The 12,294-nt window shown below is 64.0% G+C and carries 8 protein-coding genes; 5 read left to right on the top strand and 3 right to left on the bottom strand.

Features of this window, described 5'->3' with window-relative positions; translation table 11 throughout:
• Positions 1 to 8 precede the first annotated feature (8 nt).
• Genes SynA1528_RS07450 through SynA1528_RS07430 form a run of 5 tightly spaced genes read left to right on the top strand, consistent with a single transcriptional unit; the run spans position 9 to position 7,598 of the window.
• The gene (locus SynA1528_RS07450) at positions 9 to 4,412 is read left to right on the top strand and encodes a translocation/assembly module TamB domain-containing protein (protein ID WP_186586218.1); all 4,404 of its coding nucleotides are present in this window, start codon (positions 9 to 11) and stop codon (positions 4,410 to 4,412) included.
• Between the two features lie 4 nt (positions 4,413 to 4,416).
• Entirely contained in the window at positions 4,417 to 5,325 is a 909-nt protein-coding gene (locus SynA1528_RS07445; RefSeq protein WP_186586217.1) for an ROK family protein, read from the top strand.
• Positions 5,326 to 5,338: 13 nt separating this feature from the next.
• Positions 5,339 to 6,646, top strand: a complete 1,308-nt coding sequence (locus SynA1528_RS07440) for a glutamate-5-semialdehyde dehydrogenase (protein WP_186586216.1) — start codon at positions 5,339 to 5,341, stop codon at positions 6,644 to 6,646.
• Complete coding sequence (folB, locus tag SynA1528_RS07435; protein WP_186586215.1) at positions 6,643 to 7,014, top strand: dihydroneopterin aldolase; 372 nt, start codon at positions 6,643 to 6,645, stop codon at positions 7,012 to 7,014. The genes SynA1528_RS07440 and folB overlap by 4 nt, the downstream gene beginning before the upstream one ends.
• Positions 7,011 to 7,598, top strand: a complete 588-nt coding sequence (locus SynA1528_RS07430) for an esterase/lipase family protein (protein WP_186586214.1) — start codon at positions 7,011 to 7,013, stop codon at positions 7,596 to 7,598. The genes folB and SynA1528_RS07430 overlap by 4 nt, the downstream gene beginning before the upstream one ends.
• A 1-nt stretch (position 7,599) precedes the next feature.
• On the opposite strand, the gene SynA1528_RS07425 is transcribed toward SynA1528_RS07430, so the two are convergent.
• The 3 genes from SynA1528_RS07425 to thrB are packed head-to-tail and all read right to left on the bottom strand — an operon-like array spanning position 7,600 to position 12,280.
• Positions 7,600 to 9,702 carry a M3 family metallopeptidase gene (locus SynA1528_RS07425; protein ID WP_186586213.1) on the bottom strand — a complete coding sequence of 701 codons (2,103 nt, stop codon included), beginning with the start codon at positions 9,700 to 9,702 and terminating at the stop codon, positions 7,600 to 7,602.
• Between the two features lies 1 nt (position 9,703).
• Positions 9,704 to 11,275, bottom strand: a complete 1,572-nt coding sequence (locus SynA1528_RS07420) for an NAD(P)H-quinone oxidoreductase subunit 4 (RefSeq protein WP_186586212.1) — start codon at positions 11,273 to 11,275, stop codon at positions 9,704 to 9,706.
• Positions 11,276 to 11,332: 57 nt separating this feature from the next.
• A complete protein-coding gene (gene thrB / locus SynA1528_RS07415; protein WP_186586211.1) occupies positions 11,333 to 12,280 on the bottom strand; it encodes a homoserine kinase in 948 nt (315 codons plus the stop codon).
• Positions 12,281 to 12,294: the final 14 nt, after the last annotated feature.

Genomic DNA, 12,294 nt, shown 5'->3' with positions numbered 1-12,294 from the left:
CGCGGCGGTTGTCCAAACCCCTGGTCCTCATCTCAAGTGCGGCCGTTGGTGTCGGAACCGTTCTGGCGGTTCAGTCTCTGAACTCCACCGCTGAGGATTTGCTCGGTTCGTTTCGCGGGCCACTCGAACAACGCATCGGCGCCGCTCTCGGTCACCCGCTCAAAATCGGCCCTTACAAGGGTTTGAGGCCATGGGGTGTGGCCCTTGGTGAGACGGCCATCGCTCCCACCAGCTCCGATCGCTCCACGATCAAGCTTCAGGGGCTCAGTGTTCATCTCGATCCCCTGGCCAGCCTGCGGCAATGGCAGCCGGTGGTGCGGCTGAAACTGCAGGGCCTCGATGGGGTTTTGGATCGCCAGGCCGATGGTCGTTACTGGCGGTTTGGGGACGTGCCTCAAGGCGGAGATGCACCTCCGGATCTGGACCTGCGCTTCGAGCTGGTTCAACCGGCCAGGATTCGCCTGACTCCCTCTGGCGAGGAGATCCAGCTGTCCAGTCGTGGGTCGGTGCAGATCGCTCAGAAGCGATTCACAGCGATGTCGCGGCTGCGTTGGCCAGACGGCGCCGGCAGCCTTGCGGTGGACGTCAAGGGACGCTGGGATCGCCCCGAACTGGTGCTCAGCAGTCGTGTGCGATCCCTGGATCTCTCGCGACTGGAGCCCTTTCTCCCCGGGCCGGATGCCACGGAGCTAGCGGGAGAGGCTGGAGGGGACCTGGCGATTCGATGGACTCCCGATCGCTTTCGCTGCCAGGGGCAGCTGCAGGTCAGGGATCTTGAGCTTCAGAACACAACCCTGCCGGATCCCCTGCGTTCATCCGCTGTTGGATTCAGCTGTCGCAACGATCGGCTGAGCCTGGATCCCAGTCGATGGCGCTTGGGGGAATGGCGGGCTGACGCCAAGGGTTTTCTGCAGGTCAGTGGACCCGTTGATCTGAGAATCAACGTGGCGTCTCTGAAGCGCAAGGATCGCGCTCAACTTCGACTGGATGGCCCCTGGTCCAACCCCCGCTGGCGCCTTGCGGGACTGGTGGATCTGCCTGAGCTCGATGGACCTTTGCGTGTGCAGGGCCAGCTGCGCACTTCATGGACTGATCCTGCGTTCCGTCAGATCCAGGTTCAAAACGCTCTAATCACGTCGGCTGGTCTGCGCTTGCGGCTGGACGGCACGATCGGCGATCAGATCGATCTGCGCAGTCGGGAACTCAGCCTGGCTCCTTCGTTCTGGCAACGGTGGCCGGTTCTGAAGCAGAGCCTTGGCGAGACGTCTGAACTGTCCGGAGCGCTGCGGGCGAGCGGGTCCCTGGCATCACCTGAGCTGTTGCTGGATCTTTCCCAGGATCGCAATCTTGTTCTGCAGCAGTGGGATCTTCGGGCGTCCTGGTCGAAGGCCTCCGGGGTCCTGGCCCTCGATCGTTTCAGCAGCCCGGTGCTGCGTGCGGAGGCGCAGCTGCCCATTCGTTTTCAAAACGGCGCAGCTCAGCTTGGAGAGCTGAAGGCGGGTTTCGCCCTCACGTCACTGCCCCTGGCCCGCCTTTCGGCTCTGACGTCCATTCCTTTGGAAGGCCGTCTATCGGCCCGCGGACGGTTTCAGGGTCCCCTGAGTGATGTGAACAGCACCGTGGCGCTTGATCTTGTCCGACCCGGCGTTGGACCGTTGCAGTTGCCGGAGCGTTGGCAGGGGCAACTGACCGGATCGACCCGATCTGAGTTCAACCTGCGTCTGGCCTCCCAGGCCCCAGCCACTGATGGAGACCTGACGGCTCGACTGGCTTCCTCCGGTTGGCCATTGCAGGCGGACCTCCGTCGCGGCGGCGGCAGCTTGACCGTGCGGCCCGGCGCCGAGCGCCAGTTGCGGTGGAGAGCGGATCAGCTGTCGATCGCCGGACTTCAGCTGTCGCTGCCCACGGCATCCGCATCAGGTCCATTGCAGGGACGTCTCAGTGGCGACGGCGTTCTGGCGTTGAAACCTGTGGAGCTGGTCGGTGATCTGCATCTGGATGACCCAAAACTTCGCGGGATTGCCTTGAAGCGGATCGAGCTGGAGGGACGTGTTGCGGCGGGTCGTTTCCAGACCCGCGGACGGCTGCAGCCCCAGCAGGGTGAGATTCAGCTGACAGCCCAGGGACGCGTGGGCGGAAACCTGCGCAGCCGGATCGAGGCCTCCGGACTGGATGTGCCCTGGTTGGTGCAGATGGCCCAGCAGCTGCGTGGCGGCCAGCTCCCCACCGCTGGCCCCCTGGGCCGCGCTGAGGATCTCGGCACGTTGGTGATCGACACCTTCGGGGGAAGCCTGGAAGGGCATCTGCGTGCTCTTCAGCGGTCTCGTCAGTGGCTGGAGGTCTACGACCGGGATCACCCCCAGCCGCGTGTGGATCCAGGTGACCTTCGCGGTCGCCTCGACGCTGTTCTCAACCTTGCCGGTCCGGATTTGGCATCGCTCTCGCTGGAGGCAGAGGCCCGGGCGCATCTGTGGATGGATGGTGAAAATCAGGATCGGATGCTTCAGCTCGAACCCGTTGTGGCTCAGCTGAGTGGTCCCCTGCAGGGCGGCCAGGGACGCTTCAGCCTTCTGCATCTGCCGTTCTCGCTTCTGGCTCTGGTCGCCCCGGTTCCGTCCGCTTTGCGAGGGGCCATCGGTATCACGGGCTCCTACGACCTGACGGGCCGCGGCCCGTTGCTGACCACGGAGTTGGCCCTGGAACAGGCGCGCTTCGGTGAGCAGGCCCTTCGCCTTGAACGACAAGCCGTTGTGTTGGCTTCGGATGGGCTTCAGCTCGATCTCGCGCTCCGCAGTGATGGTGCTGCCGAGGCCCTTCAGGTGCGCGGCAGCATCCCGCTGAATTTGCGTGACGCGCTGGATCTTGAGCTCGAAAGCCATGGAGATGCCCTGAGCTTCCTGGCGGCCCCCGCCGGCGATGCCCTGACGTTGACCCGGGGCAGCAGTGACCTTCGCCTGATTCTGAGTGGATACCTGGATCAGCCTCAGGCCAACGGTTTTCTGGTGGTGCGTGATGGTGCCTTCACCGCGGCTGAGCAGTCCTTCAAGAACGTCAACGCCTCTCTGTTGTTCGATTTCAACCGCGTCGAGGTCAGCCAGCTCGCGGCGACGCTGGAGTCTGGGGGGAGCGTCTCGGCTGCGGGCGCCATCGGTCTGTTCACCCCCCGTGAGGAGGAGACGCCACTCAGCATTCGTCTGACCAAGGGGACGTTCCGGCAGGAGAGAGTGGATCTGGCGGCTGATGGCGAGATCACGTTGCGTGGTGCCCTGAGCCAGCCGTTGATCAGCGGCCAGCTGAATCTCAGACAAGGGGTGATTCAGCCCCGGGGAGGATTGCTCTCGCGTCTACGCAGGGCTGGTGGTGCATCCCCGAAGCAGGGGGTTCAACCGTTCCAGGCGAATGCCTCAACCCCGGTCACGACCGCGGCTTTGCTGGAGGAAGGCTGGGATTTTCAGGATCCCCTGGTGCTGTTTGGCCCCGGTGCTCCCGCCCAGTTGCCGGCGGCATTCCAGAATCTGATGCCCAATCTTTCTGCGGTTCGTTTCCGCAACTTCCGCCTTGGACTGGGGCCTGATCTGCAGGTTCGGATGCCGCCCTTGATCAGTTTCCAAGGTGGCGGTCAGTTGCTGGTCAACGGCCCATTGGATCCGTCGCTGGAGCTGCGGGGTCTGATTCGCCTCAACCGTGGCCGCGTCAGCTTGTTTTCCACCACCTTCCGCCTCGATGCGCGCGCCCCCAATGTCGCGGTGTTCACCCCCTCGCTGGGATTGGTGCCTTTCGTCGATATCGCGATGAAGACCCGGGTCTCGGATGCGGTGCAACCCGGAACGGCCGGCAATGCCAGCACTGCCAATGTCTTCGAGACCAATGGCCTGGGAACCATTGGCGATGGTGGCGGTCAGCTGAGGCTGGTGAAAATCACTGTGCAGGCCGCCGGTCCGGCGGATCGTTTGATCGGCAATCTGGATATGCGCAGTGCACCGCCGTTGTCGGAGCCGCAGCTGATGGCGCTGATTGGTGGCAACTCCCTTTCGGGTCTGGCGGGAGCCGGGGGGGGCGCTCTGGCGACGGTGCTGGGGCAGTCGCTGCTCTCGCCGGTTCTCGGAACGTTGACCGATGCCATGGGCCAGCGCATGCAGATCGCTTTGTTCCCCACCTATGTCACCCCGGACATCAAGGATGACAACGAGCGAACGTCAGGCCGGGTGGCTCCCACCTTCACGCTGGTGACTGAAATCGGTGTTGATGTGACCGATCGCTTTGATTTCTCGGTGCTGGCGGCTCCCAACACCTCAGATGTTCCCCCTCAGACGACGGTGACCTACCAGGTGAACCCCAACACGGCCTTGTCTGGATCCGTGGATTCCAATGGCACCTGGCAGAGCCAGCTGCAGCTGTTCTTCCGCTTCTGAGGCCATGACCAACGGGCAGGTGATCGGCATTGATCTCGGGGGAACAGCCATCAAGCTGGCCCGTTTCGATCACCGCGGAGCTCTGTTGGCTGAGCTCGAGGTGGCCACACCCCAGCCTGCGGTGCCAGGGGCCGTGACGATGGCGCTCTGCGATGCCGTTGAGCGATTGGATCCCAGCGGTGAAGCCCCAATGGTGGGGGTGGGTCTTCCCGGGCCGATGGATGCTGCGGCTCGGGTGGCGCGGGTGTGCATCAACCTGCCGGGCTGGGAGGACGTCCCGCTGGCGGACTGGTTGGAGGTGCGGCTGCAGCGACGGGTCACCCTCGCCAATGACGGCAATTGCGCTGTGGTGGGGGAGGCCTGGGGAGGAGCGGCCAGGGGCTTCAGCGACGTGGTGCTGTTGACCCTCGGCACCGGTGTCGGCGGCGGCGTGTTGCTGGGTGGGCAGCTCTTCACCGGCCACAACGGTGCGGCGGCGGAACCGGGGTTGATCGGCGTGGATCCGGATGGTCCCGCATGCAACAGCGGAAATCGTGGATCCCTGGAACAGTTCGCGAGCATTGCGGCGTTGCGTCGCCTGAGTGATCGCGATCCCCGTGCCCTGAGCCAGGCTGCAGCAGCTGGTGAGCCAGCGGCCCTGGAGGTGTGGGAGCGCTATGGGGCTCGCCTGGGGGTGGGACTGTCCTCCCTGGTGTACGTCTTCACTCCTCAGCTTGTGTTGCTGGGGGGTGGCCTCGCCGGGGCCGCCTGCCATTTCCTCCCTGCAGTCCGACGGGAGGTGGAGCAGCGGGTGCAGGCGGTTTCCCGGGAGGGACTGCGGATTGAGGCTTGCGCTCTCGGCAATGGAGCCGGCCGCCTGGGGGCGGCGCGGCTGGCGCTGCTCCGCCTTGGCGGGATGATGGCCGACGACTGAGTCGTTTCCTTCCATGACCACTGTCCCGGAGCCTTCGGCAGAGCTGCTGCAAAGGGCAGGCGCCGTCCGTTTGGCTGCGGTGGAGCTGGGACAGACGGACGATCAACAGCGCGCTGACGCTCTCCGGGCGATGGCCGATGCTCTGGCGGAGCGGGCTGACACGATCGTGGCGGCCAACCGGGACGATCTCGAGCGCTCGGCCGCTGAAGGCCTGGCCCCCGCGTTGATGTCCCGCTTGAAGCTGGACGCCGCCAAGCTGGCCGGTGCCATCGATGGGGTGCGCAAACTGGCCACCCTTCCGGACCCTCTCGGGAGACGCCAGCTGCACCGGGAGCTGGATCAGGGCCTGGTGCTGGAACGCATCACCGTTCCCCTGGGAGTGGTAGGTGTGATCTTTGAGGCCCGTCCAGATGCGGTGGTGCAAATCGCTTCCCTGGCCATCCGTTCCGGTAATGGCGCGATGCTGAAAGGGGGCAGCGAGGCCCGTTGCACCAATGAAGCGGTGATGGATGCCCTCAAGCTGGGGCTGGATCGCAGTGCTGTGTCCGCCGATGCCTTGACGCTGTTGACCACCCGTCAGGAAAGCCTGGCGCTGTTGCGGCTGGATGGTCTGGTGGATCTGATCATCCCGCGGGGCAGCAACGAGCTGGTGCGATTCATCCAGGACAACACCCGCATTCCCGTGCTGGGCCATGCGGACGGCATTTGTCATCTCTACGTGGATGCTGCTGCTGAGGTGGAGCAGGCGGTTCGCATCGCCATCGACAGCAAGACCCAGTACCCTGCCGCCTGCAATGCCATCGAGACCCTGCTGGTCCATGAATCGATTGCACCGGCTTTCCTGGCGTCCGCGGTGCCGGCATTTCAGTCGGCAGGCGTCAGCTTGCGAGGGGATGAGCGAAGCCGCGAGCTCGGCGTCAGCGACGCTGCCAGTGACGCGGACTGGAGAACGGAATACCTCGATCTGATCCTTTCGGTGCGGGTGGTGTCCTCGATGGATGCAGCGCTCGAGCACATCCGGCGCCATGGATCACGCCACACCGAAGCCATCGCCACCGCTGATGAGCGGGCGGCGGAGCGGTTCCTGGCTGCCGTTGACAGTGCTGGTGTGTACCACAACTGCTCCACGCGCTTCGCTGACGGCTTCCGTTACGGCTTTGGAGCTGAGGTGGGCATCAGCACCCAGACCCTGCCGCCGCGGGGTCCGGTGGGACTCGATGGTCTGGTGACCTACCGCTACCGGCTGCGTGGTGACGGACACATCGCTGCCGATTTCGCGGACGGCACCCGCCGCTTCACCCATACCGACCTGCCCCTGTGACCGCCAACGACGTGATCCACGTGCGGGGGCTGCGCCTCTGGGCCCATGTCGGGGTTCTTGAGCAGGAGCGTCGGGACGGCCAGTGGTTCAGCCTCGACATCAGCCTCTGGAGCGACCTGTCGTCTGCCGCCGCCTCTGATGATCTGGCCAGCAGCCTCGATTACAGCCTGGCGATTCGTTCCCTGCAGTCTCTGGCCAGGGAGATTCGCTGCCTCACGATCGAGCACTTCAGTGATCGCGTGCTGGACCGTCTTGAGCAGCTCTATGGACCGGTACCGGTGCGTCTGACCCTGAGTAAGTGCGCGGCTCCGGTGCCTGGATTTGATGGTGTGGTGGCCGTTGAGCGCGTTCGCCATGGAGCTCCATGACGAGGCCCCTTGTGCTGGTGCATGGCCTGTGGGACACCCCTCGCGTGTTCCACCGTCTGATTCAGCGGATCGATCAACCGGATCGCCCTCTGCTGGCACCGCACCTGCCCCATGGCCTGGGGGTGGTTCCGCTGCGGGAGCTGGCCCGTCGTTTGGATCAGCACATCCTGCAGCAGTTCGGGCGCGACACAGCGATCGATCTGCTCGGGTTCTCCATGGGAGGTGTGATCGGGCGGATCTGGCTTCAGGAGTTGGGGGGGGCAGCACGGACAGCCCGTTTTTTCAGTGTCGGCAGCCCTCAGAACGGAACCCTGGCAGCCCTGCCTGTGCCCCGCCGTCTGTTGGCTGGCGTGGCGGACATGAAGCCCGCCAGTGATCTGCTGCTCCAGCTGAATCGACAGGTGGGTGGATTGGCACCGGTGACATGTCGGAGTTATTTCTGCCGCTGGGATCTGATGGTGTCTCCCGGCTGGATGGCTGTCCTGCCGTCGGGAACGCAAACGGAGTTGCCGGTGTGGACCCACCAGCAGCTCATTTCCCATCCGCAGGCGCTGCAGAGGCTCGCCCAGGATCTGGGAGCCTGAATCAGGCCGCCTGCAGGCCGGAATGACGGATCAGCGCTTCGCTGCTGGCGACGCGACCGCGGAAGGCTTTGAACACCTCAGTTGGAGCGCGGCTGCCACCGAGGCTGAGGACTGTGTCTCGGAAGCGGGCACCGGTGGCACGCACCTGATCCTCCTGGTCGAGACCCACTTCCTCAAAGGCGGCATAGGCATCCGCACTCAGCACCTCGGCCCATTTGTAGGAGTAGTAGCCGGCGGAATATCCCCCCGCGAAGATATGCCCGAAGGCGCAGAGGAAGCGATCTTCCGGGATCGGGGCCATCACGGTGGTGGTGCCGGCGATGTCGCGCCGGAACTGGTCGGGCGTCAGACCCAGTTGCGGCGTCCACTGGCTGTGCAGTCGCAGATCAGTCAGGGCGAAGTGCACCTGCCGCAAGGTGGCCAGGCCGGCGTTGAAGGTGCGGCTGCTGCGAAGTTTCTCCACTTCAGCCTGGGGCAGGGGCTCTCCGGTCTGCCAGTGGCGGGCCATGCCCATCAGGGTGTTCTGGTCCAGGCACCAGTTCTCCATGAACTGGCTGGGCAGTTCCACAGCATCCCACTCCACGTTGCTGATCCCGGCCGCTTCCGGTTCGTCCACGGTGGTGAGCATGTGTTGCAGACCGTGGCCGAATTCGTGGAACAGGGTCTCCACCTCTTCGAAGCTCATCAGGCTGGGGGCCTCGCCGACGGGGGGTGTCTGATTGCAGATCAGGTAGGCCACCGGCAGCACCAGACTGCCGTCGCTGTTGCGGTGACGCCCGAGGCATTCGTCCATCCAGGCTCCACCGCGTTTGCTGGCAGGACGGCTGTAGGGATCCAGGTAGAACGCAGCGATCGGTTCACCACCCCGACGCACGTGGAAGAAGCGCACATCCTTATGCCAGACCGGAGCCTCCCCATCGGCCGGCGTGATCTCCACATCGAAGAGGCGGGAGCAAAGGCCGAACAGGCCATCGAGCACCTGGGGCAGCGGGAACCATGGCCGCAGGGCTTCCTGGTCGAGATCAAACCGTTCGCGCCGCAGTTTTTCTGACCAGTAGGTGACATCCCATGGGGCCAGAGCGTCGGCTTCCGCAGTCCCGTGTCGTTGGGCACAGGCCTTGAGCTCCTCCAGCTCCTTCTCGGCCGCCGGATAGGCCGCGGCACGCAGCTCTTCCAGCAGCGCTTCCACGGCTGAGACGTCCTCGGCCATCTTGCTGGCGAGGCTCAGTTCGGCCCAGTGGCCATAGCCAAGTCGTTGGGCCTGATCCCGGCGTAGCCCGAGGATTTCCTCAATCAGCGGTGCGTTGTCCAGGTTTCCCTGGCTGGCCCGGCTCACATGGGCTCGATAGACGGTTTCCCTCAGTGAGCGGTCATCGGCGTGGGTGAGTACCGGGATGTATCTCGGCATGTCCAGGCCCACGAGCCATGGTCCCTTTTCGGCACTGGCTTCGGCGTCACCGGCCTCCCGAGCTGCTGCGGCCAGTGATTCCAAAGCCCGCTGAGGAAGGCCTTTCACCTGCTTGGGGTCCGTGAGCTTCAGCGTCCATTGCTGGGTGGCATCCAGCACGTGATTGCCGAAGCTGGTGGACAGGGCTGCCAGACGTTCGCTGGCCTGGTTGAAGGCGGTCTGATGCTCACCGTCGAGACCGACACCGCGTTGCTGCATGGACAGCAGTTCGGACTCGAGAATGCGCTGGCGGGTGGAGTTGAGCGGCTCACTGGGCTGGTCGCGCAGCTGGCAGAGGGCCCGATGCAGCACCTTGCTTTGTCCAAGGCGATTGCCCAGGCGGACGACATCGGGTTGCTGGGCGGCGTGGGCGTCCCGCAGCTCAGGCGTATTGCAGACGCCGTTGAGGTGGGAGATCACGCCCCAACTCCAGCGAAGCCGCTCGCCAATGCGCTGCATCGGCTGCATCACCTCCTCCCAGCCGAGGAAGGAATCACTGTCCAGTCTTGAGCGAAGCGCTTGCTCCAGATCCGTGAACTGCTGTTCCAGTTCCTTCAGCAGGAGTGGAATGTCCTGACGAACCAGTTCCGGTGTGATCTGCTCATAGGAGGGCAGACCATGGCCCTTCAGCAGGGGGGAGGACGTGGAGGTGCTCATCTCAACCGATGGGTAGGTGTTCGATCAGGGCCACCAGGGCCCGCTGGCCCAGGTCACTGGCCAGGCTGTCGGTGGACGCCTCGTAGAGGTCCATGGCGATCCTTGGCCAGATGCCGATCACCAGGGTTGGCACCAGCAGGCTCATGCCGATCACCAGTTCCCTGGGTCGCATGTCTTCAACGCTGGCCAGGGCTGGGATCCTGGGACCGAAAAACACCCTTCTGCACATGGAGAGCAGGTAGATCGGCGTCAGCACCAGGCCGATGGCGGCCAGAAGCACGGTGATGGCTCTGAACAGCGAGGTGAATCCCTCCTGACTGGTGATGCCGAGGAACACGGTGATTTCACTGATGAACCCACTCATGCCCGGCAGCGCCAGCGATGCGAGGGAGCTGGCCAGGAAGAACGCAAAGGTGATCGGCAGCGCCTTGGCCAGGCCACCCATGTTCGGAATCGAGAGCGTTTTCGTTCGCTCGTAGAAGACGCCGGTGAAGAAGAACATCGCAGCAGCGATGAGCCCGTGGCTCACCATTTGCAGCATCGCTCCGCTGATCCCCAGAGCATCCACCGCTCCGATGCCGAGCAGCACAAAACCCATGTGACTGACAGAACTGCAGGCGATCCGTCGTTTGACGTTGTCCTGGGCAAAGGCGTTGAGGGCGCCGTAGACGATATTGACGATGCCGAGGATGACCAGTGCCGGCGCCAGGGTGAGATGGGCATCCGGCAGCATCTGCACGTTGAAACGCAGCAGCGCATAACCGCCCATCTTCAGCAACACACCCGCCAGCAGCATGGAGACAGGGGCATTGGCTTCGCCGTGGGCATCCGGGAGCCAGGTATGGAGGGGGAACATCGGCAGTTTCACGCCGAAGCCCACCAGGAATCCCAGGTAGCAGAGCAGCCCGAAGCTTCCGCCCGGGGAGCGGGAGGCGAGTTCCGTGAGGTTCAGAGTGAACTGATCACCGGAGAGTGCCAACGCCAGTCCACTGATCAGGATCAGCAGTGATGCCAGGGCGGTGTAGAGGATGAATTTGGTAGCGGCGTACTGACGGTTCTGTCCGCCCCAGATGGCGATCAACAGATAAACCGGCACCAACTCCAGTTCCCAGGCCAGGAAGAACAGCAGGAAATCCTGCGAAAGAAACACCAGCCCCTGGGCTGATGCCTGCACCAGCAGAAGAGCGAAGTACAACTTGCATTTGCGTTGCACGGACCAGCTCGCGGCCACGGAGAGGAACGTGACCAATCCGCTGAGCACCACTAGAGGGGCGGAGAGTCCATCCGCCCCTAGGGACCACTCCAGGCCGATGGAGGGAAGCCAGCTGACCCGTTCCACCAGCTGCAGACCGCTCAAACCGGGGTCAAACCGGGTGCTGAACACCACAAGCATCAGCAGAAGGTCCGCCAACAGGACGGCCAAGGCGAAGTTGCGAGGCCAGGCGGTAGGACGCTTGTCGTCCCCTGGCATCAGGGGCATCAGCAGTGCTCCGAACGCTGGGAGTAGGACAATCAACGACAGCCAGGGGAAGGCTGAGCTCGCCATTGCGTCCGTCGCTAGCCCAGAGTCCATTCAGCGTCCGCAATCTTTAACAAAGCTAACAGGGCTGACCCTGTGAGCTGGGTACAACTACCCAGGTTCGGCGGGCTGCCAGTGACTTCCTGAAGTCTGCAAATTCAGCACGGGAGCCCGGCTGGCCACACCGGCACTTTCCCAGGCCTTGACCATGGCCCGACTCACGGCCAGGCCTTTGTCTTCTGTGCACAGGGCAATGATGCTCGGCCCCGCTCCGCTGATGGCGCATCCCCAGGCCCCTGCCTCCATTGCTGCGGCTTTGACCACGTCTCCGCCCTTGATCAGGCGCCAGCGGTACGGCTCATGCAGGCGGTCGTGCATGCCATCGGCGATCAGATCACCGTTGCCGGTTCGAAGTCCCTGCAGCAACAGGGTGAGTGCCCCCAGATTGACTACGGCATCGCTGACTGGGATGGCCTTCGGCATCGCCCGACGGGCTTCACTGGTGCTGAGGCGAATCGATGGAATGGCCACCACGGCCTTGACGCTGTTGATCCATTCGCAGCGCACCACCCTCCATCGCTGAGAGGCCGCCTTGGCCGTCATGCACAGCCCTCCCAGCAGCGAGGGCACAACGTTGTCTGGGTGGCCCTCGATGTCGATGGCCAGCTCCAGCAGTTTCTCCTTGCTGAGGGGTTCACCCACGAGGGCATTGGCTCCCATCAGTCCGGCCACGATGGCGGTGGCGCTGCTGCCGAGCCCCCTCGCTGGCGGCACCGCCAGACGGACCCGTGCTTCCAAGGCGACGGGCTCCATGTTCGCGGCCTTCCAGACCCGTTGAGCAGCCCGATAGACGAGGTTGTCAGGCCCGCCGCGCAGGTGACTGCCCTCCGTGCCTTCGATGATCAATTCGAATCTCTCGCCGCTTCCTTCGATCCGCCGCATCGCAAAGCGGTTGTTGAGATCCAGGGCGGCACCCAGGCAGTCGAAGCCCGGTCCGAGGTTGGCGGTGGTCGCTGGCACATCCACCACCACTTTCTGACCGATGCGCGGCTGCGCCATCCCTGATCGTCTGC

Origin of the sequence: Synechococcus sp. A15-28, from assembly GCF_014280175.1 — a bacterium.
Lineage (GTDB): Bacteria > Cyanobacteriota > Cyanobacteriia > PCC-6307 > Cyanobiaceae > Parasynechococcus.
The sequence above is the reverse complement of the archived record's forward strand: the minus strand, read 5'-3'. Positions and strand labels throughout refer to the sequence as shown.

Bases quoted from the DNA above. Each gene is read 5' to 3' on its own strand.
- SynA1528_RS07445 (WP_186586217.1), top strand. From the start codon at position 4,417: ATGACCAACGGGCAGGTGATCGGCATTGATCTCGGGGGAACAGCCATC.
- SynA1528_RS07440 (WP_186586216.1), top strand. From the start codon at position 5,339: ATGACCACTGTCCCGGAGCCTTCGGCAGAGCTGCTGCAAAGGGCAGGC.
- SynA1528_RS07430 (WP_186586214.1), top strand. From the start codon at position 7,011: ATGACGAGGCCCCTTGTGCTGGTGCATGGCCTGTGGGACACCCCTCGC.
- SynA1528_RS07425 (WP_186586213.1), bottom strand. From the start codon at position 9,702: ATGAGCACCTCCACGTCCTCCCCCCTGCTGAAGGGCCATGGTCTGCCC.
- SynA1528_RS07420 (WP_186586212.1), bottom strand. From the start codon at position 11,275: ATGGACTCTGGGCTAGCGACGGACGCAATGGCGAGCTCAGCCTTCCCC.
- thrB (WP_186586211.1), bottom strand. From the start codon at position 12,280: ATGGCGCAGCCGCGCATCGGTCAGAAAGTGGTGGTGGATGTGCCAGCG.